Below are 25,228 nucleotides of genomic sequence, written 5' to 3'. Positions count from 1 at the left end.
CGGTGACCATTGATCTCGTGCCGGAAAAAGTCGAGGCAAAGGCCGAAGCCGCGTCCCAGCCGAAAGCGCAGCCTGCGGCGGCACAGGCGAAACCGGCAGCGCCGGCCACGTCCGCAGCTGGGGCTTCGTCTGCGGCCAGCAGTCAGCCGAAGGCCGCCGAGACGTCTGCCGCCAAGCCCGCAGGCGCGCCGGACAGCGGCGCAGCGCGCGCGCCTTTGCCTGAGCGATCGAACCCCTTCAGCCCTCAAGGCGCCGCCTCGTCGGCCTCATCATCTTCGGCCGCATCCTCCTCGGCTGGCGCGGCGTCGGCGGGGCCCAGTTCCGCCGGACCGGCATCGGCGGGGGCAACATCTTCGGGAGCGGCCTCCGCGACAGGTTCGCCGACGGCCTCTGCACCGACAGGCGCACAGCCGCATGGCCGCATCGGCCACATCCTCCACGGCCAAGCCCGCATCGAGCTTCGCCGGCTCGCCGTCAGCTTCCGACAAACAGACGCCGCCGCAGGGCGTCAGCTTTGGCGGCGCGATGGCTGCCGCGTTGCTGGTCGGTGTGGCGCTGCTCGGCGGCTTTTACACACTCAACCAGACCGGCGTGCTGCCGCTGAAGGGCAATGGCCCGCTGGTCACCGAGGACATGCTGGCCGATCGGGCCCGGCTGGAGACGCTGGAGCGGCGGTTTGCCGAACTGGCGGCTGCGGAAGCCACAGTCGCGGCCAATGCCGCGCCGGGTTCGCCCGAAGGCTTGCGCGAGCTTGAAACCCGGCTGACGGCCATGGTGGATTCGCTGCGCGGTGACAATCAGTCGAAACTGGCAGATCTGGCAGCGCAGCTTGATGCTGTCCGGCAGGGTGTGCCGCAGCCGGGACCCGTTGCAGGCGCGGCAGCTCCCGCAGCGACTGCACCGGCGGATGCCGGCGCGGCGAGGGGCCTTGCCGCCCGTGTGGACGGCTTGCAGGGCAGTGTCGAGGCGATGACCTCTGCGCTGGCAAGCGTGCAGGCGGCCTCGGCGGCCTCGGATGCGGCTCTCAAGAGCCTTGCCGATGGTCAGGTGCGCGATGCGGATGCGGTGGCGCAGCTGAGCGAGCTGACACAACGCGGCGACGCCGCTGTTGCCGAGCTGAAAACGGCTGCCGGCGAAATGGCCGCGCGGCTTGCTGCGGTCGAAGAGATGATGGGTGATGCCTCTGCCCGTGAAATGGCGGCAAGGGCCCTGTCGGTTTCCGCGCTGCGGGCCGCGGTGGATGCCGGGCGCCCGTTTGTGACCGAACTGGCGGCCGTGAAGGCCGCGCTGGGTGACACGGCAGCCGGCGACATGGCCGCCCTTGAGGCGGAAGCGGCAGAGGGCATTGCGCCGACGGCAACGCTGATGGCGCAGTTCCCTCCGATTGCCCGGGCGATCCATGCCACCCTGGTGCAGCCGGACCCGGAGGCCGGCGTGCTCGACAGCCTGTTGAGCAGTGCGGCCTCGCTCGTCGCGGTGCGCGGGCCGGGAGACGCCAGTGGCACAGGGCCGGAGGCGGCGCTGCGGCAGATGGAAAACGCGGTCAAGGCGGGGGATCTGGCGGCGGCACTGGTGGCGTATGACGCCTTGCCAGAGGCCGCGCGCGGGCTTGCCCGATGGCTGGGCCAAGGCCGCCCGGGCACGCCTCGCGGTGGACCGGCTGACCAGCGAGACGGCCAGCGCGGTTCTCTCCGCGATCGCCCGCAAGGGCAACTGAGGTGACCTCGAACCGGGAGCAAGCGGCATGATCCGTGCGTTCGTCTTTTTCGCCCTGCTGTTCGTTGTCGCCCTCGGGCTTGCCTGGATGGCGGATCTGCCCGGTGTGATTTCCATCGGCTGGGAGGGCTATGCCTGGGAGCAGCCGCCGATCGTGGCGGCGCTGCTGCTGGGTGTGTTTCTGGCGCTGTTCCTCGGGGCCGTCTGGCTGGTGCTGACGATCCTGCGCTCGCCGAAGATTGCCGGCCGGTTCTTCCGGCGCCGGCGGCGGGACCGGGGCTATCAGGCGCTGTCCTCGGGCCTCATCGCGCTGGGCACCGGCAATGCGCGCCTTGCCCGAAAGCTCGGGCTGGAGGCGGACAAGCTGTTGACGCATGAGCCGGCAGCCAAGCTTCTCCTGGCGCAGGCAGCACAGCTGTCCGGCCAGCATTCGGAGGCGCGGCAGCGCTTCGAGGCGATGCTGGACAATCCGCAGACGCGGGCGCTTGGCCTGCATGGCCTGTTTGTCGAGGCTGAGCGGCAGGGCGAGCCCGTCGCCGCACGCCATTATGCCGAAGAAGCGCTGAAGGCGCAGCCGGGCCTGGACTGGGCCGGGCGCGCGGTGCTCGGGTATCAGGCGGTGGCCAATGATTTCGAGGCGGCTGTTGCCACGCTGGAGCGCAACTTTTCCGCCAAGCTGATCGACAAGCCGACCTATCGCCGCCACCGCGCCGTGCTGTTGACCGCAAGGGCGCTGGAGATGGAAGACCGGGATCCGGATCAGGCGATGACGCTGGCCAAGGAAGCGCACGGACTTGCCGTCGATCTGGTGCCGGCGGCCGTTGTCGGCGCCCGGCTAGCGACGCGCAAGGGCGATGTGCGCAAGGCGGTGAAGCTGATCGAGGCGACCTGGCGTCTGTCGCCGCATCCTGATCTGGCCGAGGCCTATGCCCATGCCCGCATTGGCGATTCCGCGCAGGACCGGCTGAAGCGCGTCAAGGCGCTGGCCCTGATGCGTGCCCATTCGGCAACCGGCGCCCTGGCCGTTGCCCGTGCCGCGATGGAGGCGCGTGACTTTGCCGAAGCGCGCGAGCAGCTGAAATTCGCCCTGACCAGCGAACCCAGCCGTGGCGCCTTCGTCATGATGGCCGAGCTGGAAGAGGCCGAGCATGGCGACAAGGGCCGCATGCGCGAATGGCTGGCCCGCGCCGTCCAGGCACCGGCCGACGTGGCCTGGGTGGCCGATGGCATCGTGTCTGCGGACTGGAAGCCGGTCTCACCGCTCACCGGACGGCTTGATGCATTTGAATGGATCCGGCCGCAGGGGCCAGAAGCCGACGCGGCGCTGATCACCGATGCGCTGTTCGATGCGCCCCGGCTGGAGGCGGCAGCCGAGGCAGCATCAACAACCGCGGGCGTGCTGGCAGCCGCGGCCAAGGCCAGCGAGACCAAGCCCACCCGGCCCGAAAAGCCGCAGGCAACGGATGTGGTCGACGCGGAAGTGGTGACGACGGTGACAAAGCCGGCAGGCAACGCGGGCACCGCCACGACCGTCTTTCCGGCAGCTCCCGGCGCAGCGACCCCCGCAAAGCCCACTGTGAAGCCGGCTGCGGCCGGTGTGGCGAGCCCGCCGCCAGCGCCACCGGCACCGCCGGCACCGCCCGCGACTGCGTCTCAGGCCGCCGCCCGGACAGTTGCGCCGGCGTCACCGGATTTTCCGCTCAAGCGCATGCCGGATGATCCGGGGCCGGACGCGGCGGATGAGAAGGAAAAGCAGCGGGAACCGGGGGCGGCGTTCTTCGGCTGAAGCGGCGGCACGGCGCGGGCATAGCCCGCCCGGACAGCAACATCACAGCTATGGGCCGGGCATATGCCTGTCCATGGCTGTGACAAATGCAGCAAGGGGCTTGCATCCCCCGCGTCTCTCCGTTATCACCCCCACCATCCAAGCACGACGGACACCGTCCCTTGGCCAGCCTGCCTTACCCGCAGGCCCGTTCCGGCCACCGGAACCGGATTGCCGCTGTAGCTCAGTTGGTAGAGCACGTCATTCGTAATGATGGGGTCGGGGGTTCGAGTCCCTTCAGCGGCACCACTTCCCAACGTTCCAGATATTCATCAGCCACAGCAGGCTTGTGCCTCGTTCGTGCAAAGGCTTGACCGTGGCTTTGTGCTCGGCGCAATCATCCTTGATCGGCATCAAGGGGTGATTCGCGGGGGGATTTCGCAGGCAAATGGGTGAGACCGGTCTGATCGAGCTGATGCGGCGATTGGCGGCGCTGGCGCTGGCCGTCTTGGGCCTTGCCGGTGGTCTCACCGTGTTCTCGCCGCTGACCGGGCTGGTTTGCCTTGCGGCAGCTGTCGGCGTCTATGTCGGGCTGCCCTACCAGGCGCCACCAGCAGGGTCCGTGCAGCCGGAGTGGTCGCCATCGATTGCCATGTCGGACGCGATCGGTTTCGCGGTCGGCATCCCGTTCTTCAGCCTGCCCCTGGTGGCCGCAGCCTATGTGCCGGGTTCGGTTGCGGCCGTGTCGATGCTGTTCTTCATTCCGGCGGCGCTCAGCATCCCGATCTTCTATCTTTCGGCGCGGCAGGCGACGTCCCATGCCCGGTTCTTCGGCAATGGCTTTGAAGTGACCGAGTTTGGCCTCACCATGCGCCAGCGCTACACCGACCTTGCGCGTGTGGAGATCCGCATCTGGCAGCTGCCACGCGGATTGTCCCTGTTGTCGCCTTTTCTCGACCGGCGGCATGGTGTGACGCTGGTGGCCGGATCAGCGCCGTCGAAGGCGTTGCGCCTGACGACCAAGGCGGGCGCGGTGTTCGTGATCGCGACGGAAGCGATCCCGGATCTGGAGCGCGTGTTTGTCGACATGGACCGGGCCGGCGTGGAGCTGCCGCGCGGCCTGTCTGATCTCGGCCGCCGACGCATCCGCCGCGTCCGCGAAAAGCGCTGGGGCAAGGTCGAGGAAGCCCCTGCGGCGGCTGGTCAGGACCGGATGCGGCGTCCGCGCTGAGCGGGGCGCGGGATCGCGGCAGCCGTCTGTTTCGACATCGCCGTTGGCGGATTGTTTCCGTGCCGAGGTCGGACGGGGCATCCGTTTGCGCAATTGCGACGAATGGTGGGCGCGGATTGCTTCATCTTGCCTTTCAGTCAATGCTACTGTCCTGTCTGGGTGAGGGCGAACGAACGAGGCGGCGCACAAGACATGACCTTTGATCAAATTCTTGTCTTTGCACTGCTTGGCCTCGTCTTTTTCGGATTCATCAAGGAAATTTATCCCCCGGAGCTGACTGCGCTGGCTGCCTCGGCCGTGCTGATTGCGGTGGGCATTGTCGACACCAAGGAGTTCCTCGGTGTCTTTTCCAACAGCGCACCGATCACCATTGCGATGATGTTCATCATCAGTGCCGCGCTGGAGCGAACGGGGGTGCTGCAGATCATCGGGGACGTGCTGGAGCGGTACTCGAAGGGGTCCTATCTGCGGGCGGTGTTCATCATGATGGCCTTTGCGGTCACTGCGTCGGCCTTCATGAACAACACCCCTGTCGTCATCCTGCTGGCGCCGATCATGATTGCCGTTGCCGGAAGCCTCGGGACGACGCCGTCCAAGTTCTTGATTCCCTTGTCTTATGCGGCGATCCTTGGGGGAACCCTGACGCTGGTTGGCACCTCTACCAACATTCTGATGAGTGGCATCGCCCTTAAGGCCGGACTTGCGCCAATCGGCATGTTCGAGATGACCGGGCCAGGGCTGATCTTTGCCGCTGTGGGGCTGGTCTACATGCTGTTCGCCGTGCGCTATCTCTTGCCCGAACGGCAGTCGATGGCTGGGCTGCTCAGTCAGGGCGGGACACGGCGGTTCATGGCGCGGTTGCTGATTCCGGCAGGCTCCCGCTATGTCGGCAAGTCGTTGGCTGATCTGCCGTTCAACGGCGCGGGCACGCGGATCCTCGATGTGCTGCGCGGCGAGCTTTCCATGCGGCACCGGCTGGACGATCTGACCTTGATCGCCGGTGACCGCATCGTTGTGAAGACTGGCACGGGCGAGATTCTTGCGCTGAAGGAAAACGGTCAGGTCGAGTTCCGCGATGTGTCGGATCAGGGCTTCGAGCCGGTCGCGGCGGACCAGACCTTAATGCTGGAGGCCAGCGTCGGGCCGAACTCGCATCTGATTGGCCGGTCGCTCAGCGCGCTGAACCTGCGCCGCACCTATGGCGTCTATGTCATGGCCGTGCACCGGCAGGACCGGAACATCTCGGACGAGATTGATCATCTGCGCCTGCAGTTCGCCGACACGCTGTTGCTGGAAGGGCCGGCGGACGGGCTGCAGCGGCTGGCGGAAGACGAGGGCCTGATCAACCTGTCCGCGCCGCAGGAGCGTGCGATCCGCCGGCACAAGGCGCCGATTGCCGTGGCGGTGATCATTGGCGTGATGGTTCTGGCCGCGCTCGGCGTCATGCCGATCGAAGGGCTGGCTGTGATCGGTGCTGTGGTGGTGATGATGACGCGCTGCATCGATCCGGTCGACGCGTTTGAATCCGTCGACTGGCGCATCCTGTTCCTGATCTATGGCATGCTCGGATTTGGCATCGGCCTTGAGAAGACCGGTGCTGTGGAACTGATCGTCGACAGCGCCATGAGCCTGATCGGGCAGGCCAATCCGATCCTGATCCTCGCGGTCGTCTATGTGCTGACGTCGGCCCTGACGGAAATCGTCAGCAACAACGCCGTGGCCGTGCTGGTCGGGCCGATTGCCATTGCGCTGGCGCAGCAGCTGGGGCTGGATCCGAGACCCTTCATCATGGCGGTGATGTTTGCCGCGAGCGCGAGCTTTGCGACGCCGATCGGGTATCAGACCAACACCTTCGTCTACACGGCAGGTGGCTACAAGTTCCGCGACTTCCTCATCGTCGGTGTGCCGCTGAACATTCTGTTCGCGGTGATTGCGGTGCTGGTAATCCCGATCTTCTTTCCGTTCTGACTGCGGCCGGGCTGCAGCTTCAGCGCCCGCTGCCGGAGACGGCGGCGGGCGTTGCTGTTTCGGGACCTGAGGGTGTTGACTCTCTCTAAAAAATGAATGATCGTTCATTTAATTTGGGGAGGGGATATGGCGCGACCGAGCGGAGCGAAGGGCGAGGAGACGGCGGAGCGCGTGCGCGCGGCTGCGCTCAGCCTGTTTGCCCGTCAGGGCTATGCGGCCGTGTCCATGCGCCAGATCGCGACTGACGTCGGTGTCCAGCCCGGCGCGCTCTACAATCACTTCCCCACGAAGCAGGATCTCCTGAAGGACCTGATGTCCGGCCATATGGCCGCGCTGCTGGCCGCCTGGGAGCAGGAAGCGGCGACGGCCCCGGCGGACGAGGCGCCGAAGCGCGCGCTGGAGCGGTTCACCCGCTTTCACATCCGCTATCACCTCGCCCGCACTGACGCGGTGTTCATCTCCTACATGGAGCTGCGCAACCTGGAGCCGGAGAATTTTGCCGGTATCGAGGCGCAGCGCCGCGCCTATGAGGACGTGCTGACCCGCATCCTGGAACGAGGGGCGGCGGCGGGCGAGTTCAAGGTCAGCGAGCCGCGCGTCGTGACCCGTGCCCTCATTGCCATGCTGACGGGTCTGGGCACCTGGTACCGGCCCGGTGGCCGCCTCAGCGAAACCGACATCGAGACCATCTATCTGAATATGGTGACGGGCAGCGTCACCTGAGACCGCAAGGGAGCGAACCGCCCATGGGCATTCTGAAATCGAACGTCGCCACGCGCGGCGAGACCTTCGAGAAGAACCGCGCCGCCCATGAGGCCGCGCTGGCCGAGGTGCGCCGCGCGGCCGAGGCCGCCTTTGATGGCGGCGGGGCCGTCGCCCGCGAGCGCCACACCGCCCGGGGCAAGATCCTGCCGCGCGAGCGGGTGTCGCGCCTGCTCGATCCGGGCTCGCCCTTTCTTGAGGTCGGGTTGTTTGCCGCGCATGAGATGTATGACAATGCCTCGCCATCGGCCGGTGTCATCGCCGGCATCGGCCGGGTCGAAGGCCGCGAGGTGATGATCGTCGCCAATGACGCGACGGTGAAGGGCGGCACCTACTATCCGATGACGGTGAAGAAGCACCTGCGCGCGCAGGAGATCGCTGCCGAGAACAACCTGCCTTGCGTCTATCTTGTTGACTCAGGTGGCGCCAACCTGCCGAACCAGGACGAGGTGTTCCCCGACCGCGACCACTTCGGGCGCATCTTCTTCAACCAGGCCAACATGTCGGCGCGGGGCATTGCCCAGATCGCCGTGGTGATGGGTTCCTGCACCGCCGGTGGCGCCTATGTGCCGGCGATGAGCGACGAGACCATCATCGTCAAGAACCAGGGCACCATCTTCCTCGCCGGCCCCCCGCTGGTGAAGGCGGCGACAGGCGAGGAAGTGACCGCCGAGGATCTGGGCGGCGGCGACGTGCACACGCGCCTGTCCGGCGTGGCCGATCATCTGGCCCGTGACGACGCCCATGCGCTGGCGCTGGCGCGCCGCGCGGTCGCCAATCTGAACCGGCTGAAGCCGGCGCAGCTCGATTTGGTGAGCCCGGAAGATCCGCTCTACGACCCGGAGGAAATCCTCGGCGTGGTGCCGGCGGACCTGAAGACGCCCTATGACATCCGCGAGGTCATCGCCCGCGTGGTCGACGGCTCGCGCTTCGACGAGTTCAAGGCGCGCTACGGCACGACGCTGGTCTGCGGCTTTGCCCATATCTACGGCATGCCGGTCGGCATCATTGCCAACAACGGCGTGCTGTTCTCCGAGAGCGCGGTCAAGGGCGCGCATTTCGTGGAGCTGTGCTCGCAGCGCAAGATCCCGCTGGTGTTCCTGCAGAACATCACCGGTTTCATGGTCGGGCGCAAATACGAGAGCGGCGGCATCGCCAAGGACGGCGCCAAGCTGGTGACGGCGGTCGCCACCACCTCCGTTCCGAAGATCACCATGCTGGTCGGCGGATCGTTCGGGGCGGGCAATTACGGCATGTGCGGCCGCGCCTATTCCCCGCGCTTCCTGTGGACCTGGCCGAACTCGCGCATTTCGGTGATGGGCGGCGAACAGGCCGCCGGCGTGCTGGCCACCGTCCGGCGTGAGGGCATCGAGCGCAAGGGCGGCAGCTGGTCGGCGGAGGAAGAGAAGGCCTTCAAGCAGCCGGTCATCGGCCAGTTCGAGGCGCAGGGCCATCCGCTCTATGCCTCGGCACGGCTGTGGGACGACGGCATCATTGACCCGCGCAAGACGCGCGACTGCCTCGCCCTGTCCCTGTCGGCCGCGCTCAATGCGCCGATCGACGACACCCGCTTCGGCCTGTTCCGGATGTGATGCCATGGACAAGACACTTGATGAACTGAAAGCCAAGTATCCTGGCGCCGTTACCTTCAAGTTCGGCGACAGCGAGCGCTTGTCGGCAGAGCTGATTGCCCTGGTGCGCAGTGGCCGCAAGACCGGCACCTGCGGAGCGCTGCGAGACTTCACCGAGGGGGGAGAGGCGCTGCCGGTGGCCGGACGCCGGGACATCGTTCTCAACTGGGACGGCACGCCTGCCCTCGTCATCGAAACCAGCTCCGTGGCGATCCGCCGTTTCTGCGATGTCGATGCCGAGTTTGCCCTGAGCGAGGGGGAGAACGAGGATCTCGCCGGCTGGCAGCGGGACCACGGTGCCTATTTTGAACGCAACGGCGGCTTTTCGCCGGACATGGAACTGGTCTGCGAACGGTTCCGCGTCGTGGAAGATCTGGCCGGGGAGGCACAGTGATGTTCAAGAAAATCCTCATCGCCAACCGGGGCGAGATTGCGTGCCGGGTCATTGAAACCGCGCGGCGGCTGGGCATCCGGACGGTTGCGGTCTATTCCGACGCCGATGCCAATTCCAAGCACGTTGCGCTGGCCGACGAGGCCTGGCGGCTGGGCCCCGCGCCCGTGGCCGAGAGCTATCTGAAGGTCGAACGGATCATCGAGATCTGCCGTCTCAGCAAGGCGGAAGCGGTGCATCCGGGCTACGGGTTCCTGTCGGAGAACCCCGGCTTCGTCGATGCGCTGACGGCTGCCGGCATCACCTTCATCGGCCCCAGCGCCGACGCGATCCGCGCCATGGGCCTGAAGGACGCGGCCAAGGCGCTGATGCAGAAGGCCGGCGTGCCGGTGGTGCCGGGTTATCACGGCGAAAGCCAGGACCCTGCCTTCCTGAAGGCCCGGGCCGACGAGATCGGCTATCCGGTGCTGATCAAGGCCCGGGCCGGCGGCGGCGGCAAGGGCATGCGGCGGGTGGATGATCCGATCGACTTCCTCGCTGCGCTGGAAGGCGCGCAGCGCGAGGGGCAGGCGAGCTTCGGCGACCCTTGCGTCCTGATCGAGAAGTACCTGACCAAGCCGCGCCACATCGAGATCCAGGTCTTCGGCGACAACCACGGCAATGCCGTGCATCTGTTCGAGCGCGACTGCTCGCTGCAGCGCCGCCACCAGAAGGTGATCGAGGAGGCCCCGGCCCCCGGCATGCCGGAAGCAATGCGCGCCGCGATGGGCGCTGCCGCCGTGCGGGCGGCCAAGGCGATCAACTATTCGGGCGCCGGCACCATCGAGTTCATTGCCGACGTGTCGGACGGGCTGTCGGAAGACCGCTTCTACTTCATGGAAATGAACACCCGCCTGCAGGTGGAGCATCCGGTAACCGAAGCGATCACCGGGCAGGATCTCGTCGAATGGCAGCTGAAGGTGGCGAGCGGCGAGAAGCTGCCGCTGAGCCAGGACCAGCTGTCGATCAACGGATGGGCCTTCGAGGCGCGGCTCTATGCCGAGGACGCCGCAAAGGGCTTCCTGCCGGCGACGGGCACGCTTGATCATCTGCGTCTGCCCGGACACATCGCCCGGGTGGATTCCGGCGTGCGCCAGGGCGACACCATCACCCCCTACTATGACCCGATGATCGCCAAGATCATCGTGCATGGCCCGGACCGCAAGACAGCGCTCGCCCGCATGCTGGCCGCGCTGGAGGCAACGGAAGTGGCGGGATCCGTCACCAACGCCACCTTCCTGGCGGCACTGTGCCGGCACGAGGGCTTTGCCGCAGGCGACGTGGACACGGGCCTCATCGGCCGCGACCAGGACGCGCTCATCGCCCAGGGCGAGACGCCGCCGACCGTGATGGCACTGGCGGCGCTGGCGAGCCTCGGGCTGCTGCGCCCGGCGGAAGGGACGGATCCCTGGGACCGTCTCGTCGGCTGGCGCGGCTGGAGCGCCTCGCGCCAGTTCGCCGTGCTGGACCACAAGGGCGCGCGGCACGAGATCGAGGCGCGCAGCCTTGGCCGCAGCCGCTTTGCCGTGCATCTTGCCGGCGAGGTGCTGGAACTGGAGCTGACCCATGTGGGCGATGGCGAAATCCGCTTCGACACGGGCGGCCACCGCGACAAGGCACGGCTGGCCGAGACGGGCCAGGGCCTTTCCGTGTTCTACGCCGGCGAGGCCTTCGAGTTTGTCCGGGCGGATGTCCTGTCCGGAGACGACGAGGGGGATGCGGCCGGCGACAAGCTGGTTGCGCCGATGCCGGGCCTCGTCAAGGTGCTGACGGCGGAGAAGGGCATGGCTGTGACCAAGGGCCAGCCGCTCGTCATCCTCGAGGCGATGAAGATGGAACACACGCTGACCGCCCCGCGCGATGGCGTGATTGCCGATGTCTTCGTTGCCGCTGGCGAGCAGGTGACCGACGGCACACTGCTGCTGGCCCTTGCCGAGGAGACGGCCGATGCAGCCTGACCCGGCGCTGCCTTCCGCCGACAGCTACGAGGCGCTGCGGGACGGGTTCCGCTGGCGCGTGCCCGAGCGCTTCAACATCGGCGTTGCCATCTGCGACCGCTGGGCCGATGTGGAGCCGGACCGCGAGGCGATCACCTATGTGGCCGAGGATGGTGTGGCGACGCGCGTCAGCTTCGGCGAGCTGAAGGCGCTGTCGAACCGCCTCGCCAACCTGTTCCGGGCCCGTGGGCTGGAGCGGGGCGACCGGGTCGGCGTGTTGCTGCCGCAAAGCATCGAGACGGCCGCCGCCCATATCGCCGCGCTGAAATGCGGGGCGATCACGATCCCGCTGTTCACGCTGTTCGGCGAGGAAGCGCTGGAGTACCGGCTCGGCAATGCCGGGGTGAAGGTCGTCGTTACGGATGCCTCGGGGGCGGCCAAACTCTCCCGCCTGCGCGAGGCACTGCCGGCGCTCACGACCGTGCTTTGCATCGACGGAGCCATGCATGGCGCCGAGGATCTGGCGCGGGCCATGACCGGCCACGAGACGCAGTTCACGCCCGTCGACACGGGCGCAGACGATCCGGCGATCATCATCTACACCTCGGGCACCACAGGTCAGCCGAAGGGGGCCCTGCACGGCCACCGGGTGCTGATCGGCCATCTGCCCGGTGTGGAGATGAGCCATGATTTCCTGCCGTGTCCCGGCGACCGCTTCTGGACCCCGGCCGACTGGGCCTGGATCGGCGGCCTGCTCGATGTGCTGATGCCGGCGCTTTATCACGGCATTCCGGTCGTGGCCTGCCGCTTCCGCAAGTTCACCGGCGAGGCGGCCTTCGAGCTGATGCAGGCTCAGGGCATCCGCAACGCCTTCCTGCCGCCCACCGCGCTGAAGATGATGCGCCAGGTGGAGAGCCCCGAGAGCCGCTACAGCCTGTCGCTGCGCTCCGTCGCCTCGGGCGGTGAAACGCTCGGGGCCGAGCTGATCGCTTGGGGCCGCAAGGTGTTTGGGCTCACCATCAACGAGTTCTACGGCCAGACCGAATGCAACATGATCGTCTCCAGCTGCGCCGCCGTGATGGACGCAAGGCCCGGGATCATGGGCCGCGCGGTGCCCGGCCATGATGTGAACGTGGTGACGGAGGCAGGCGAAATTGCCGCTGACGGCGAGCAGGGGCTCATTGCCGTGCGGCGGCCCGATCCGGTGATGTTCCTCGGCTACTGGAACAACGAGGCGGCGACCAGGGCCAAGTTCCTCGGCGACTGGCTGCTGACCGGCGACACCGGCGTGCGCGACGCCGACGGCTGGCTGCGCTTTGTCGGCCGCGACGATGATGTCATCACCTCGTCGGGCTACCGCATCGGCCCGGGCGAGATCGAGGATTGCCTGCTGCGCCACCCTTCCGTCGCCATGGCCGGCGTGGTCGGCAAGCCGGACCCGCAGCGCACCGAGATCGTGAAGGCTTATGTGGTGCTGAAGGCCGGGGTCGAGCCCAGCGACGTGCTGGCCGATGACATCGCCCTGTTCGTCAAGACCCGCCTCGCCGCGCATGAATATCCGCGCGAGGTCGATTTCGTCGATGCCCTGCCGATGACGACCACCGGCAAGGTCATCCGCCGCGAGCTGCGCCAGCGCGCCAGCGAGGAAAGCAAGGAAATCCACCCATGACCGGCTTCGTCACCCTGTTCGAGATGGGCCCGCGCGACGGGCTGCAGAACGAGAAGCGCATGATCGCGACCGGGGACAAGATCCGCCTGGTCGACATGCTTACCGACTGCGGCTTCGTCAAGATCGAGGTGACCAGCTTCGTCAGCCCGCAGTGGGTGCCGCAGATGGCCGATGCGGCGGAGGTGCTGGCCGGCATCCGCCGCAAGCCGTCGGTGCATTACACGGCGCTGACGCCGAACGTGAAGGGCTACACCGCCGCGCGCAACGCCCACGCCGACGAGGTGGCGGTGTTCGGCTCGGCCTCCGAGGGCTTCTCGAAGAAGAACATCAACTGCTCCATCGCCGAGAGCCTGGAGCGTTTCCGCCCGCTGCTGGACAAGGCATTGGACGACGGCATTCCGGTGCGTGGCTATGTCTCCTGCGTCACCGATTGCCCCTATGACGGGCCGACGCCGCCCGAAAGCGTCGCCCATGTGGCGGCCGAGCTGATTGCCATGGGCTGCTACGAGGTCTCGCTCGGTGACACGATTGGCGCCGGCACGCCGGAGAGCATCGGCCGCATGCTGGACGCGGTGCTCGCAAAGGTTCCGGCCCATCGCCTCGCCGGGCACTATCACGACACGCGCGGCAATGCGCTCGCCAACATCGAGGTCAGCCTCGAGAAGGGGCTGCGGACCTTCGATGCTGCCGTGGGCGGCCTCGGCGGCTGCCCCTATGCCCCCGGCGCGAAGGGGAATGTCGCGACCGAGGCCGTGGCAAGACTACTGGCCGACCACGGCTATGAGACGGGGCTGGATCTCGAGAAGCTGGCAGAGGCGGCGACCTTTGCCCGGTCCCTGCGTGAGGAGGCGTGAGATGTTTGAGACCATTCGCATCGAAACGGACCCGCGCGGGGTCGCCACGCTGACGCTGGCCCGGGCCGAGAAGCACAATTCCCTGTCTGCGACCATGATCGCCGAGCTGACGGCGGCGGCGGAGCAACTTGGTGCTGATCCAGCCGTGCGCGTGGTCATCCTGACCGGCGAGGGGGCAAGCTTCTGCGCCGGCGGGGACCTTGACTGGATGCGGGCGCAGTTCACCGCCGACCGGGCGACGCGCATCGCCGAGGCGCGCAAGCTGGCCTTGATGCTGCAGGCGCTGAACGAGCTGCCCAAGCCGCTGATTGGCCGGGTGCAGGGCCAGGCCTTCGGCGGCGGCATCGGCATGATGAGCGTCTGCGATGTCTGCATTGCCGTGGACGGCGCGAAGTTCGGCCTGACCGAGACGCGCCTTGGCCTGATCCCGGCCACCATCAGCCCCTATGTCGTCGCCCGCATGGGCGAGGGCAAGGCACGGCGTGTGTTCATGTCGGCGCGCCTGTTCGATGCGGCGGAAGCCCGCGACCTTGATCTCGTCGCCCGGGTTGTGGCGGCCGAGGAGCTGGATGCGGCGGTCGAGCGCGAGGTGAAGCCCTATCTGGCGGCGGCCCCCGGCGCGGTCGCCCGCGCCAAGGCGCTCGCCCGCTCGCTTGGCACGCCGATCACCGAGGCAGTGATTGCCGCCACCATCGAGCGGCTGGCCGATTGCTGGGAAGACCCGGAAGCGCACGAGGGCATTTCCGCCTTCTTCGACAAGCGCAAGCCTGCGTGGAGCTGACAGGCCGCGAAGGTCCGTCTTGCGCGGTTTGTCCGTGATCGCCACATCTTGCCAGGGCTTCGGCAAGCTGTCGCAATCGCCGTGTAATTTGCCGGTGGCAAATTCCGGGTGGTGCATTGCCGCCCGATGAAAGGACGTGATCATGGACGGCAACGAGCAGAAGAACAGACGCGAGCAGAGCTGGGTCGAGGCGGAGTGGCTGGACAGCCTCGACGAAGAGCTGGAAATGGAAATCGACGACCAGATGATGTCGCCGGAACTGGCGCGCGAGCTGGCCTTCATTTCCGACATGAAGCACAAGTCGACTGTCGACCGTCAGGTGTATTTCCACGAACTGCTGCGGCTGCAGGCCGAGCTGGTGAAGATGCAGGACTGGATCCAGCACACCGGCTACAAGCTTGTTGTTCTGTTCGAGGGCCGCGATGCCGCCGGCAAGGGCGGCGTGATCAAACGCATCACCCAGCGCCTCAACCCGCGTGCGGCCCGCGTTGTCGCTCTGCCCGCTCCGACCGAACGCGAAAAGAGCCAGTGGTACTTCCAGCGCTATGTGCCGCATCTGCCGGCGGCTGGCGAAATGGTGCTGTTTGACCGCTCCTGGTACAACCGCTCCGGCGTCGAGCGCGTGATGGGCTTTGCCTCGCACGAGCAGGTGGAAGAATTCTACCATGACGTTCCCGAATTCGAGCGCATGCTGGCCCGCTCCGGCATCAAGCTGGTCAAGTACTGGTTCTCGATCACGGACCAGGAGCAGCAGCTGCGCTTCCTGATGCGCATCCATGATCCGCTGAAGCAGTGGAAACTGTCGCCGATGGACCTGCAGTCGCGCATCCGCTGGGAGGCCTACACCAAGGCCAAGGAAGAAACCTTCGCGCGTACCAACATTCCGGAAGCGCCCTGGTTCATCGTCGAGGGCAACGACAAGAAGGCGGCGCGCCTCAACTGCATCTCGCATCTCCTGTCGCAGGTTCCTTACGAGGAAATCCCGCATGATCCGATCAAGCTGCCGGATCGCGTGTTCAACCCGGACTACGAGCGCATGACGCTGCCGGAAGAACTGTACGTGCCGAAGCGCTACTGAAACAGACGTGACCTGGCCGTGGCTCTGTGCGACAAAGGAGCCACGGCAGGAGCTGCCGGCAGTCCGCGCCCTCAAGGGTATGGCGAAAGCTTCGCAGATGTCTCTGTCATGGTTCCGAACCGGACGGGGCAGTCAGTAACGCGGACACTGACGACTGGACCGTCCTTGCGGAGCATGACATGCGCGACTTCATGAATGCCAAGGCCATGGCCAAGGCCTTGCGCGAGCAACTGGCTGAACGCGGCCATACACTTCCCCAATCTGACGCTCTTGAGATCGTGGCCAGACAGCTTGGTCTGGCGACGTGGAATGTTCTGTCTGCAAAGATCGAGGATGCGACGCAGACCGCACTGGCAAGCCAGAAGGCAACAGACGGCTTTCTTGAAACAGTTCCGATTGTGCGCATTTTCGATGTGACGAAGGCCCATGAATTCTATCTTGGCTTTCTCGGTATGTCGGTCGATTGGGAGCATCGCTACGGGCCGGAGTTTCCGCTTTACACGCAAGTGTCGCGTGGCCAGCTCAAGCTGCATTTGTCCGAACATGCCGGAGATGCCACGCCCGGAGGCAACATGTGCGTCTACATGGCGGGGATCAGGGCTTTTCACGTCGAGCTGACAGCGAAGAACTACCGCTACATGCGCCCTAGTCTGGAGCAGACTGACGGACGTACCGAAATGCAGGTTATCGATCCATTCAACAACCGCATCCGCTTCATGGAGCTGGACCCGGACTGATCCGGGGTGTTCAGGCCGTTCCAGTCCCTCACGAGGGACTGGAACGGAGCGAAAAAGCCTGCCAATGTGCACTCCCTTCCTGACGGTCGCACCATCGCCGCACCGGCTGACCATGTGCCACCGTTCTCCTGTTGCCTGTTCTGAGGAGCGCACATCATGACTGAAACTGCGAAGCCGGTTCGCTGGGGCGTGCTGTCGACGGCCCGCATCGCGCGGGAAAAGGTGATCCCGGGGATCCAGCGTTCGAAGACCGGGACGGTCGCGGCGATTGCCTCGCGCAGCCAGGACAGCGCCGATGCGGCCGCCCGCGCGCTGGGCATTCCGGTGGCCCATGGCAGCTATGAGGCGTTGCTGGCCGATCCGTCCATCGACGCGATCTACAATCCGCTGCCCAACCACCTGCATGTGCCGATGACGATTGCCGCCGTGAAGGCCGGCAAGCATGTCTTGTGCGAAAAGCCGATCGCGCTGACGGCGGCCGAGGCGCGTCAGTTGCTTGACCTGCCCAAGGACAAGCTGGTTGCCGAGGGCTTCATGGTGCGCTGGCATCCGCAGTGGCTGAAGGCCCGCGAGATCGTTCGCTCGGGCGAGCTGGGGGAGCTGAAGGCCGTGCAGGCGTTCTTCAGCTATTTCAACGATGACCCGGGCAACATCCGCAACCAGGCCGACATCGGCGGCGGCGCGCTGATGGACATCGGCTGCTATCCGATGGTGGCCGGGCGCTTTTTCTTCGATGCCGAGCCGCTGCGGGTGGTCTCGCTGATCGACCGCGACCCGGCCTTCGGCACGGATCGTCTGGCGAGCGGGCTGATGGATTTCGGCGACGGACGGCGGCTGGAGTTCACCGTGTCCACCCAGCTGGCGCCGTTCCAGCGGCTGCAGCTGGTGGGCACAAAGCGCCGGCTCGAGATCACCATTCCTTTCAATGCGCCGCAGGGCGAGGGCGTCAGCCTGAAGCTGGACAGTGGCGCGAAGCTTGGCGATGCAGCCGCCGAGGTGCTCGAGATCGCGCCTTCGGACCAGTATGCCGAACTGGCAGACGCCTTTGGCCGCGCCGTTCTGGGCGAGGTGCCGGCGCCCTATGCTGCCGAGGACGCAGTGCGCAACATGGAAATCCTCGACGCGCTGTTCCGCTCCGAGCGCGACGGCGGCTGGGCGAACGTGTCGCCGCTCTGAAGCAGTGTTCAGATGCAAAAAAGGCCCGGGCGGATCGCCCGGGCCTTTTTGTTTTCGTTGAGAGATCCGTCGATCTGCCGATCAGGCGACCAGATCGAGCCAGATGCCGTCCTTGATCGCGTTGGCGACCAGGGTCTTGTTCTCGCCGCTCTCGGAGAAGCCGAAGAGCACGTCGGCGCGGTTCCAGGAGCCATCCGCCAGGCGCTGCTGCCAGCCGGCGAGACCGGCCGAATCCGCATTGCGGCCAAGCACGTTCTGGTACAGGGCGTTGATGAAGGTGGTGTCGGACGTGTTCTGACCATAGCGGTTGACGAACTCGGCCGAGCCGATGAAGGCCGACGACATGGTTTTGATGCCAAGGCCGTTGTCGACAAGGTTCAGGTTGTGCGTCAGGCCGACCTTGTCCGGGGTGCGGGCAAAGGCTGCCTGATACAGGCGATAGACCTGACCAGCGGAACCGCCATCGGTGTCGAAGGCCAGCACGCCGTTGGTGAAATGCACACGCTCGACATTGGTCAGCGTGTCCGTGCCGAGGCCCGCATTGTTGGCATTCACGACGATGGCGCTCGGGCCACGTTCGATCTGGACGTTTTCGCGGGTGGTCAGGAACTGGGCGATATCGAGGCCGCCCATGCCGTCGATGCTGTCATTGCCCCCGTTGCCGAGGAACACGTTGTGCGCTTCGTTGCCGATCAGGCGGTCGTTGCCGCTGCCGCCGATGGCCTTTTCGACCGTGACGCCGTTTGCGATGGTGTAGCCGCCCTTGACGCCCTTGACCCAGGACACGTAGCCGCCGGCGTTCTCACCGGTCAGCGGAGCCGCGCGCAGGTCGATCGTGGCATCCGCCGTGGCGCCATTGGCGGAAATGGTGTCGGAGCCGGCGGTGTCCCAGATGGAGCGCCAGCTGACGCCCGTGCCATTGGCCGTGTGCAGCAGGTATTCATTGTTGCCGGTTTCGGCCGCGCGCACGCCATAAAGAAACTGGGCTGCCGCGATGTCGAAGGCCATGGCGGACGAGGCGGTGCCGAAGGTCGGGCTGGTGACCGGCTCGCCGGTCCAGCCGGACACATAGGACATCACGGTGAAGATGACCTGGTTCTGGCCGTTGGTGCCGGTGTTGTCATCCGCGCCGTTCGGCACGCCCGGGAACAGGGTGCCGTCATGCGGATGATAGATGCCAAGGGTGTGGCCAATCTCGTGCACGACGGTGTGGTAGCTGTCGCCACCCAGCGCCAGATTGTCGAAATTGGCGCCGCGCACCGAATATTCGATGGTGATCGGGTTGAGGCCGCCCGACGGGGCGGTGGTCTGGCCGAGCAGGTTGTCCTTGCCATCAATCGTCGTGCGCAGGATCGAGATGATCTGCGCTTCGGCCTTGTTGTTGGTCAGGACGAAGTCGATGTTGGCAACGCGCGACCACTCGTTGAAGCCAGCCATGTTGCGCTGGATCTCGGCCTGCGACCAGGCGCGGATGCCGGAATCATCAAAAAAGACCTTGAGCGGTGCGGAATTGTCCCAGCGAACCGGATTGGGGTTCTCCGGCTCGGTCAGCAGGCCGGCGATGTAAGGATTGGTCGGGATCTGCCCAACAGTAACAAAGGTCGTCATACGTGGTCTCCACAAGGGCACATATGAGGAATCTCATGGCGGCGCTGTGTTCGCAAGGAGGGGGGCGTGGCAATAAATGGGTGGTTCTTTTGACGCCTTGCGCCAGGCAGTGACGCAAAGTGGCGTAGCCGAATGCCGGGCCGCCTCAGCCCAGTGCGGTTGTCCCGCTGTCGAAGGCCGACCGGTCATCGAGCACGGTGGCTGTCAGCATCGCGCCTTCGAGCGTCGCAAGAATGCGGATCGCCGCGTCGCGCGAGCAGCCTGTGGCCATCAGGCGGTCGATCCCCAGAACGAAGAACCGCTTGACCTCCTGGCGCACCTCATCCGCCAGATCATGGGCCGTCGCGGCCAGCGCGCCGCACAGGCACATCCGCCCATCCCGGTCCAGCGCCTCGCCAAAGGCGCGCCGCCAGGCGGACGTGACATCATCGCCTGCGGTGATGTGATCCTCGACGGCGGCCATGAAGCGATCCGTATAGCGGCGAGCAACGGCGGCCGCCAGCTTCTCCTTGGTGGGGAAGTGGTAGTGGACGCTGGAGCTTTTCACGCCCGTGTCAGCCGCAATGTCGCGGAAGCTGAAGCCATTGTAGCCAGCCTGCCGGATGCGCTCTTCGGCAGCGTTCAGGATTGCCTGTGCGGTGTCACTCATCGTGCGCCCTCTCTATCAATCGATAGATAGGCCTTGCGCTCAGTGAAGGCAATCACTATATCGGCATCGTCTACCTATCAGTAGATAGATAACGACAGGAGATGACGATGCGATTTGCAGGCAAGGTTGTTGCGATCACTGGCGGTGGCTCGGGGATCGGCAAGGAAACGGCGCGGCGGTTCCTCGCCGAAGGGGCAAAGGTGGCGCTCAATGGCCGCGATGCGGGCAAGCTGGACCAGGCGGCACGGGACATCGACCCGTCCGGCCAGTCCGTCGCCCTGTTGGCGGGTGACATTGCCGACCCGGCCACGGGCGCGCGGCTGGTCGAGACTGCCGTGTCGCGCTTCGGCGGGCTGGATGTGCTCGTCAACAACGCCGGCGTGTTCAACCCCAAGCCGTTCCTCGAACTGACCGAGGCGGACTATGACTGGTATCTGGACACGATCCTCAAGGGCAAGTTCTTCACTGCGCAGGCGGCGGCCAAGGCCATGAAGGACAAGGGCGGCGCCATCGTGCAGACCGGGTCGATGTGGGCGATCCAGGCCATCGGCGCCACGCCGTCAGCGGCCTATTCGGCGGCCAACGCCGGCGTTCACGCCATGGTCCGCAATCTGGCGATCGAGCTTGCCCCGCATCGCATCCGCATCAACGCGGTCGCGCCCGCCGTGGTCGAAACCCCGGTCTACAACACCTTCCTGTCGGACGAGCAGGTACGCGAGGTGCTGCCAACCTTCAACGCCTTCCACCCGCTTGGCCGCAACGGCCAGCCGCAGGACGTCGCCGAAGCAATCCTGTTCCTCGCCTCCGACCAGGCGTCCTGGATCACCGGAACCGTCCTGCCCGTCGACGGCGGCGTCACCGCCGGCCGGACCTGACCTAAGAGCAAAAGATTCCCCCTCGCCCCGGCGCTGCTTTGGTGCCGGAGTGGGGGCTGAGGCTGTTCTGTGCGGGAAACAAGCTCGTAATAGCTGACATGATCAATTTCTTAAGTATTTTGCGAGCTGGATCGAGTGAATTTGTCAGATTGATACAGTTATCCTTTTCTGACGAATATAAATTTTGATTGGTGGCGGTTGTCGCAAGGATTTTTCAAGATGCCCAGAGCAGAAAGATTGGAAGAGTGGGTCAATGGATTTTTAAGTTCGGATAAGGAATTTGATTCGATCCATTTCGACGAGTTGATTGAGACCTCGTCCTTGCGCGTGACCGGCGAAGCTCTCGTGAGCCATGCACTGACAATGTTGAATGCAGTGGCGCTGCAGTTAGAGAGAGCGTTCGATGAGCAGCGTGCAAAACGAATCTTCGTCAGTATCCCTCTCGACATAACAGATGAGATACTGACCTGGAGTCCTGAGCTTTGGCAGAAGGCAGGGACAACTTTTGAGCCTCCGTCCTTGTATTTGTGTCGGGATCCGCAGATTTTTCATGAGGACTGGGAGGAATACCGCAGGCCAGTTGCAATCCCTGTTCCTCATCAAAACCGGTTTGTTGCGGTGTTCCGGTCATGCCGGAGCGAGCAAGAAATGAGAGAAAATTGGGAGTTCTACTCAAGAGTTTATCTGTTCCTTAATGTAGTTAGAGATGAAAAATGACTTTTCAAATTTCATCTAAATATTGAGGCATTGATCGCATTGATCATCTGAGTGTGCAATCAGTTTCGAGTGGTAATGCAATGTTCGATGATCTCCGTTTGGGTGTTTACTGCTGCGGTCATGTCTTCCGGCGTGAGCGTGCAGTGCTGCTCGTGGTGCGGGACGGGACGGACTGGCAGTTTCTTTGCGGCGGTGTTGATCATTCGGATCCGGACGAGCCGTATCACGTGTGCATTGCCGGGCTGCTGGACGAAGATGGGACGCTGGCGGAGGTGTCGGACCTTGCTCCTGACGCGGAAGCAGAACGGCAGCGGCCCGGCGCGGACTGGCTTCGCACCCTTGGTTGCCATTAAACGCGGTGTGGCGACACTGTCCGGACATCGCACAGGCGCCATCTTCCGCATTCGGTTGAGTGCGTCGATATCAGCCGGTGCCGTTTTCGGCGATTGTGAGGAAGGCTGGCGGAACGTGATCGGTCAGCCAGACACCATTGTCGGCAACATGGAAGGTGAAGCCCGCAGACTGCATCGCAGCCGCATCGACACTCAGGATGACCGGTTTGCCATGGCGTTGTCCGACCGCATGCGCGGTCGCGCGGTCACGTGACAGATGCACCTGATGCCGCCCCTGTGGCGTCAACCCTTGCGACAGGATCGACGGCAGGAAACGGTCGGCCGTGCCATGGTAGAGGATGTCTGGCGGCGTCTGCGGGGGAAGATCGAGCTCCACTGTGACCGAATGCCCCTGAGCCGCCCGAATCCGTTTGCCATCGTCCGAAAGGGTGAAGCGCTTCTGGTCGTTCGTTTCGACGACGGCCTCAAGATCGGCAAGTTCAAACCGTGTGCCTGCCGCATTGGCCCGTTCGATCAGATCGGCAACGTCCGCCCAGCCCTGCGCGTCCAGCCTGAGACCAATAGCATCCGGCTTGTGCCGGAGAACAAAGCTCAGGAACTTGCTGAGCTCGGTGGATGTCTTTGCCATTATTCCCGCCTTCGTGAGCTCGGTAGCCTGGCCGGGAAGTTCCGGCATATCACAAACCGATTATCGCAGATGGGTTTCCATCATTGCGGGTATGGCTATCATGAAACATGCCTATGGTCGATTTGTTGCTGCGGCTTAATGTAAGGGAAGCAGTCCATCGGACCCAGCAAACGGACAGATCGCATCGGTTGGCTGCCCAAAGGTGACAATTCTGGGTTCGACAAAATGATGCCGAAAGATCGCTAAGCGAGGTGCCTTGATCGCCATTGAAGAAGACGAAAATGGATTGCATCGCGTGCTGGCCGAGCTGCGCATCGATCTTGGACCATTGAGCCTCGAAGAGGCAACGACTGTCCTTGGGATTCGGCCCACTCGATCGGGTGACGCTCACGACGCGCATCTCCAAGCAGATGACGCTGGCGAGAGGCCTGCAAGACAGGATATCTGGTTCCTGTCATCCGAGGAGGCCGTTTCCGGCAGAGACATGGCGCAGCATATCGACTGGCTGATAGAGGCGCTTTGCCCGGTGCAAGGGGCGTTGCGGCAACTGAGGCAGGCCGGTGCGCGGGCGACGACGATAACATGCGCGATCTGGTCGGCAGACGGCGGCGCCTTTGTTGACCTGACATCGCAACAGATATCAAAACTGAAGGAACTGGGTGTTGGGCTGGAGTTTGATATCATCTGCTCGGCGCCCGGTCGTGATCCCGTGATGACAGCTCTTGCGGCTCGCTGCTGGCCATATCAGCCTCCCGCGCCTTTGCCCCGCGGCGCTGATGATCCTCGGTGTGAGCGAGCGGACGTGCACCTCTGCATCTATCTGGACGCATTCGATCCTTCGTATGTGACGGAGGTTCTCGGCACTGTGCCGACATCCACTTGCCAAAAAGGCCGGACCGTAACCAACAGTCTGGGATTGGTGAGAACGAACCCGCTGAACGCCTGGTTCCTGTCTTCCGAGCCGGTTGTCCTGTCGAAAGAATTCCGCTTGCACATGGACTGGATGCTGGACCAGATCCATCCCCTGCAGGGCAAGATCCAAGCTCTGCGAGATGACGGCGTGCAGAATTTTAAATTGAACTGCTACTGGTGGTCGGCTTCGGGATATGGCGGACCAATCCTTGAGCCGGACCAGATCAGCCGGCTGGCTGATCTTGCTCTAGATTGCTTTTTCTCGTTTTCCTACTATGGCCTTGATGACGATTGAAGAGCGTCAGGATCATTTGACGATTCGGACTGAAGACTGTCCGGATGCTCGGCCGCCGCTCAACATCACCGTCCTGAACCAGAAAAATGGTGATCCCGGCGCGATTCGAACGCGCGACCCTCAGATTAGGAATCTGATGCTCTATCCTGCTGAGCTACGGGACCAGCCGAAATCGCCTGTAGCATGTTTTGCCGGTCAGGGCGAGACTGTGCTTTGCGTTGGGTGCTGCGCCCGTGTGTGGGGGGACCTGTCATATTGCACAAATCAAGGCACCCTCAAATCCGACCTAAAACACTGATTTCACAATTGATTTCTTGACTTGCGGCTTTTAGGGGTTTTTGCACACGGAGCGGCGAAAACCGCGCAATTGGGCGCCAGTTTTTGCGCATTTTCGCGCAGTAGACGTGCACATCAAACATCTCTTGGGTCGCACTCGGAGGCGCGAAAAGCGCTGAATTCCGCCGCCTTTCCCACCCGAAGCGGTGCGTCATCTGGTCACAAGTGCATTGTTCATTAAATGGAAACGGTTCAAAATGACGCAAGAACTCGGAAATCGACTTCCGAGTTTGTTTCAGCGTTCCGAGTTCAATTAAGCTATTGAAGAAAATAGGATTTTCAAAGACGCAATCGCGCGATCCGCTGCTTAACTCGGAACGCGCATCGCATCCTGTGTGACAATCGAAGACTGCTCGCAATCGTAGCAGCTGTACCGGCCACCTAAATTCAAAAGGGCAATGAAAGACGGCCTTAACCAGTAATTGCGCATCAAGAAGTAGCGTTGCGAGGCCGATTACAATCAGGCCTGCCGTTTACCGGTGCCGGGTTCAGCGACAGCCGCCTTGAGAGCCTTGCGCAGGCGCGCCTCCAACCAGGGCAACAAAGCGGTCAGTTCGGCGGTGTCGCGCGGATCCTCGGCGCGGGCAAGCAGGTCGTTGTAAGCATTCGACTGTGCTTCCAGGACAGCGTCCGGCGGCAGCCTGATCCCCTCCTCTTTATGAAGCTGCAGCACAAGGCGTCCAACATGCTTGAAGACGTCCTTATTGATTTGTGCAGGCGCAGCGTTCGCTTTAGCCATACTGGCATCAGAGAACACATCTCCTTGCCCGGTCAGTAGCCAATCTACATTGGCGTTGAAGTTCAGCCTATACCGCAACAAGACGTCTGCATCAGGCGTTCGGTCACCCCGTTCGTAGTAGGCAAGCGCGCCGAGGCTTATACCGAGCGTTTCAGCGAAATCCGCCCGATCCATGTCGTTTATCAGGCGCCTGATCTCGCGCAGTCGGCGCGCTAGTGGGGTTTTGGGTTCGTTCTCAGGTCTAGCCACGTTCAAAAGCGACGTTTGGTATTTACAAAACACCAAACGTCGTTTATCTCCTATTCATCGGGACGCAAGATCGCGCCGAAAAGTCACACACAGTACCCAGAAAACGGCGCGTTGCAGCGCGCCGTTTTCAAA

The 25,228-nt window shown here is 64.1% G+C and carries 23 protein-coding genes and 2 tRNA genes; 19 read left to right on the top strand and 6 right to left on the bottom strand.

Annotation, left to right across the window (positions count from 1 at the left end):
- Positions 1-244: 244 nt before the first annotated feature.
- Positions 245-424 carry a hypothetical protein gene (locus tag OVA12_RS10665; protein ID WP_268137161.1) on the bottom strand — a complete coding sequence of 60 codons (180 nt, stop codon included), beginning with the start codon at positions 422-424 and terminating at the stop codon, positions 245-247.
- On the opposite strand from OVA12_RS10665, the gene OVA12_RS10660 reads away from it, so the two are divergent.
- From OVA12_RS10660 to OVA12_RS10590, 15 genes are all read left to right on the top strand, one after another.
- Positions 415-1,722 (top strand): COG4223 family protein, encoded by a 1,308-nt coding sequence (locus OVA12_RS10660; protein ID WP_268137159.1) that lies wholly within the window; start codon positions 415-417, stop codon positions 1,720-1,722. The genes OVA12_RS10665 and OVA12_RS10660 overlap by 10 nt on opposite strands.
- A 22-nt stretch (positions 1,723-1,744) precedes the next feature.
- Positions 1,745-3,502, top strand: coding sequence for a heme biosynthesis protein HemY (locus OVA12_RS10655; RefSeq protein ID WP_268137157.1), 1,758 nt, complete (start codon positions 1,745-1,747; stop codon positions 3,500-3,502).
- A 212-nt stretch (positions 3,503-3,714) separates the two neighbouring features.
- A tRNA-Thr gene (locus OVA12_RS10650) sits at positions 3,715-3,790 on the top strand.
- A 139-nt stretch (positions 3,791-3,929) separates the two neighbouring features.
- Complete coding sequence (locus OVA12_RS10645) at positions 3,930-4,712, top strand: hypothetical protein (protein WP_268137155.1); 783 nt, start codon at positions 3,930-3,932, stop codon at positions 4,710-4,712.
- Positions 4,713-4,904: 192 nt separating this feature from the next.
- Positions 4,905-6,680, top strand: coding sequence for an SLC13 family permease (locus OVA12_RS10640; RefSeq protein ID WP_268137153.1), 1,776 nt, complete (start codon positions 4,905-4,907; stop codon positions 6,678-6,680).
- Positions 6,681-6,806: 126 nt separating this feature from the next.
- Positions 6,807-7,403, top strand: coding sequence for a TetR/AcrR family transcriptional regulator (locus tag OVA12_RS10635; protein WP_268137151.1), 597 nt, complete (start codon positions 6,807-6,809; stop codon positions 7,401-7,403).
- A gap of 23 nt (positions 7,404-7,426) precedes the next feature.
- Positions 7,427-9,034 carry a carboxyl transferase domain-containing protein gene (locus tag OVA12_RS10630; RefSeq protein WP_268137149.1) on the top strand — a complete coding sequence of 536 codons (1,608 nt, stop codon included), beginning with the start codon at positions 7,427-7,429 and terminating at the stop codon, positions 9,032-9,034.
- Positions 9,035-9,038: 4 nt separating this feature from the next.
- On the top strand, positions 9,039-9,467 hold the full coding sequence (locus OVA12_RS10625) for an ASCH domain-containing protein (protein WP_268137147.1): 429 nt from the start codon (positions 9,039-9,041) through the stop codon (positions 9,465-9,467).
- On the top strand, positions 9,467-11,461 hold the full coding sequence (locus OVA12_RS10620) for an acetyl-CoA carboxylase biotin carboxylase subunit (protein ID WP_268137145.1): 1,995 nt from the start codon (positions 9,467-9,469) through the stop codon (positions 11,459-11,461). The genes OVA12_RS10625 and OVA12_RS10620 overlap by 1 nt, the downstream gene beginning before the upstream one ends.
- Complete coding sequence (locus tag OVA12_RS10615) at positions 11,451-13,109, top strand: acyl-CoA synthetase (RefSeq protein ID WP_268137143.1); 1,659 nt, start codon at positions 11,451-11,453, stop codon at positions 13,107-13,109. The genes OVA12_RS10620 and OVA12_RS10615 overlap by 11 nt, the downstream gene beginning before the upstream one ends.
- Positions 13,106-13,963, top strand: a complete 858-nt coding sequence (locus OVA12_RS10610; RefSeq protein WP_268137141.1) for a hydroxymethylglutaryl-CoA lyase — start codon at positions 13,106-13,108, stop codon at positions 13,961-13,963. Before OVA12_RS10615 ends, OVA12_RS10610 begins: the two co-directional genes overlap by 4 nt.
- A 1-nt stretch (position 13,964) precedes the next feature.
- A complete protein-coding gene (locus tag OVA12_RS10605; protein WP_268137140.1) occupies positions 13,965-14,744 on the top strand; it encodes a crotonase/enoyl-CoA hydratase family protein in 780 nt (259 codons plus the stop codon).
- A 142-nt stretch (positions 14,745-14,886) separates the two neighbouring features.
- Complete coding sequence (gene ppk2 / locus OVA12_RS10600) at positions 14,887-15,822, top strand: polyphosphate kinase 2 (protein ID WP_268137139.1); 936 nt, start codon at positions 14,887-14,889, stop codon at positions 15,820-15,822.
- 179 nt (positions 15,823-16,001) lie between these two features.
- Positions 16,002-16,559, top strand: coding sequence for a glyoxalase superfamily protein (locus tag OVA12_RS10595; protein ID WP_268137137.1), 558 nt, complete (start codon positions 16,002-16,004; stop codon positions 16,557-16,559).
- 156 nt (positions 16,560-16,715) lie between these two features.
- Positions 16,716-17,735, top strand: a complete 1,020-nt coding sequence (locus tag OVA12_RS10590; RefSeq protein WP_268137135.1) for a Gfo/Idh/MocA family protein — start codon at positions 16,716-16,718, stop codon at positions 17,733-17,735.
- An 81-nt stretch (positions 17,736-17,816) separates the two neighbouring features.
- Here OVA12_RS10590 and OVA12_RS10585 read toward each other — a convergent pair whose 3' ends face one another.
- Positions 17,817-19,343 (bottom strand): DUF4214 domain-containing protein, encoded by a 1,527-nt coding sequence (locus OVA12_RS10585; RefSeq protein ID WP_268137133.1) that lies wholly within the window; start codon positions 19,341-19,343, stop codon positions 17,817-17,819.
- 145 nt (positions 19,344-19,488) lie between these two features.
- Positions 19,489-19,992: a TetR/AcrR family transcriptional regulator gene (locus tag OVA12_RS10580; protein WP_268137131.1), complete on the bottom strand. Its 504-nt coding sequence runs from the start codon at positions 19,990-19,992 to the stop codon at positions 19,489-19,491.
- A gap of 107 nt (positions 19,993-20,099) precedes the next feature.
- On the opposite strand from OVA12_RS10580, the gene OVA12_RS10575 reads away from it, so the two are divergent.
- From OVA12_RS10575 to OVA12_RS10565, 3 genes are all read left to right on the top strand, one after another.
- Positions 20,100-20,867: an SDR family NAD(P)-dependent oxidoreductase gene (locus OVA12_RS10575; RefSeq protein ID WP_268137129.1), complete on the top strand. Its 768-nt coding sequence runs from the start codon at positions 20,100-20,102 to the stop codon at positions 20,865-20,867.
- Between the two features lie 219 nt (positions 20,868-21,086).
- Positions 21,087-21,584 (top strand): hypothetical protein, encoded by a 498-nt coding sequence (locus OVA12_RS10570; protein WP_268137127.1) that lies wholly within the window; start codon positions 21,087-21,089, stop codon positions 21,582-21,584.
- An 80-nt stretch (positions 21,585-21,664) separates the two neighbouring features.
- Positions 21,665-21,937 carry a hypothetical protein gene (locus OVA12_RS10565; protein WP_161709686.1) on the top strand — a complete coding sequence of 91 codons (273 nt, stop codon included), beginning with the start codon at positions 21,665-21,667 and terminating at the stop codon, positions 21,935-21,937.
- A gap of 70 nt (positions 21,938-22,007) precedes the next feature.
- Here the strand turns inward: OVA12_RS10565 and OVA12_RS10560 are convergent, their stop codons facing one another.
- Positions 22,008-22,565: an RNA 2'-phosphotransferase gene (locus OVA12_RS10560; RefSeq protein ID WP_268137122.1), complete on the bottom strand. Its 558-nt coding sequence runs from the start codon at positions 22,563-22,565 to the stop codon at positions 22,008-22,010.
- Positions 22,566-22,821: 256 nt separating this feature from the next.
- Between OVA12_RS10560 and OVA12_RS10555 the strand changes: the two genes are divergently transcribed.
- Entirely contained in the window at positions 22,822-23,772 is a 951-nt protein-coding gene (locus OVA12_RS10555) for a DUF4279 domain-containing protein (protein WP_268137120.1), read from the top strand.
- Positions 23,773-23,859: 87 nt separating this feature from the next.
- On the opposite strand, the gene OVA12_RS10550 is transcribed toward OVA12_RS10555, so the two are convergent.
- Positions 23,860-23,936, bottom strand: a tRNA-Arg gene (locus OVA12_RS10550).
- A 632-nt stretch (positions 23,937-24,568) separates the two neighbouring features.
- Positions 24,569-25,096, bottom strand: a complete 528-nt coding sequence (locus tag OVA12_RS10545; RefSeq protein WP_268138656.1) for a helix-turn-helix domain-containing protein — start codon at positions 25,094-25,096, stop codon at positions 24,569-24,571.
- Positions 25,097-25,228: the final 132 nt, after the last annotated feature.

Source organism: Pannonibacter sp. SL95 (assembly GCF_026672425.1).
Lineage (GTDB): Bacteria > Pseudomonadota > Alphaproteobacteria > Rhizobiales > Stappiaceae > Pannonibacter.
This window is presented reverse-complemented; position numbering and strand designations above follow the sequence as displayed.

What these genes read in the sequence shown, in the direction of transcription:
- OVA12_RS10560 (WP_268137122.1), bottom strand. Translation starts at nt 22,565, where the DNA reads ATGGCAAAGACATCCACCGAGCTCAGCAAGTTCCTGAGCTTTGTTCTC.
- OVA12_RS10655 (WP_268137157.1), top strand. Translation starts at nt 1,745, where the DNA reads ATGATCCGTGCGTTCGTCTTTTTCGCCCTGCTGTTCGTTGTCGCCCTC.
- OVA12_RS10645 (WP_268137155.1), top strand. Translation starts at nt 3,930, where the DNA reads ATGGGTGAGACCGGTCTGATCGAGCTGATGCGGCGATTGGCGGCGCTG.
- OVA12_RS10565 (WP_161709686.1), top strand. Translation starts at nt 21,665, where the DNA reads ATGTTCGATGATCTCCGTTTGGGTGTTTACTGCTGCGGTCATGTCTTC.
- OVA12_RS10625 (WP_268137147.1), top strand. Translation starts at nt 9,039, where the DNA reads ATGGACAAGACACTTGATGAACTGAAAGCCAAGTATCCTGGCGCCGTT.
- OVA12_RS10620 (WP_268137145.1), top strand. Translation starts at nt 9,467, where the DNA reads ATGTTCAAGAAAATCCTCATCGCCAACCGGGGCGAGATTGCGTGCCGG.
- OVA12_RS10615 (WP_268137143.1), top strand. Translation starts at nt 11,451, where the DNA reads ATGCAGCCTGACCCGGCGCTGCCTTCCGCCGACAGCTACGAGGCGCTG.
- OVA12_RS10665 (WP_268137161.1), bottom strand. Translation starts at nt 424, where the DNA reads ATGCGGCCATGCGGCTGTGCGCCTGTCGGTGCAGAGGCCGTCGGCGAA.
- OVA12_RS10610 (WP_268137141.1), top strand. Translation starts at nt 13,106, where the DNA reads ATGACCGGCTTCGTCACCCTGTTCGAGATGGGCCCGCGCGACGGGCTG.
- OVA12_RS10590 (WP_268137135.1), top strand. Translation starts at nt 16,716, where the DNA reads ATGACTGAAACTGCGAAGCCGGTTCGCTGGGGCGTGCTGTCGACGGCC.
- OVA12_RS10595 (WP_268137137.1), top strand. Translation starts at nt 16,002, where the DNA reads ATGCGCGACTTCATGAATGCCAAGGCCATGGCCAAGGCCTTGCGCGAG.
- OVA12_RS10585 (WP_268137133.1), bottom strand. Translation starts at nt 19,343, where the DNA reads ATGACGACCTTTGTTACTGTTGGGCAGATCCCGACCAATCCTTACATC.
- OVA12_RS10635 (WP_268137151.1), top strand. Translation starts at nt 6,807, where the DNA reads ATGGCGCGACCGAGCGGAGCGAAGGGCGAGGAGACGGCGGAGCGCGTG.
- ppk2 (WP_268137139.1), top strand. Translation starts at nt 14,887, where the DNA reads ATGGACGGCAACGAGCAGAAGAACAGACGCGAGCAGAGCTGGGTCGAG.
- OVA12_RS10660 (WP_268137159.1), top strand. Translation starts at nt 415, where the DNA reads ATGGCCGCATCGGCCACATCCTCCACGGCCAAGCCCGCATCGAGCTTC.
- OVA12_RS10580 (WP_268137131.1), bottom strand. Translation starts at nt 19,992, where the DNA reads ATGAGTGACACCGCACAGGCAATCCTGAACGCTGCCGAAGAGCGCATC.
- OVA12_RS10605 (WP_268137140.1), top strand. Translation starts at nt 13,965, where the DNA reads ATGTTTGAGACCATTCGCATCGAAACGGACCCGCGCGGGGTCGCCACG.
- OVA12_RS10630 (WP_268137149.1), top strand. Translation starts at nt 7,427, where the DNA reads ATGGGCATTCTGAAATCGAACGTCGCCACGCGCGGCGAGACCTTCGAG.
- OVA12_RS10575 (WP_268137129.1), top strand. Translation starts at nt 20,100, where the DNA reads ATGCGATTTGCAGGCAAGGTTGTTGCGATCACTGGCGGTGGCTCGGGG.
- OVA12_RS10570 (WP_268137127.1), top strand. Translation starts at nt 21,087, where the DNA reads ATGCCCAGAGCAGAAAGATTGGAAGAGTGGGTCAATGGATTTTTAAGT.
- OVA12_RS10640 (WP_268137153.1), top strand. Translation starts at nt 4,905, where the DNA reads ATGACCTTTGATCAAATTCTTGTCTTTGCACTGCTTGGCCTCGTCTTT.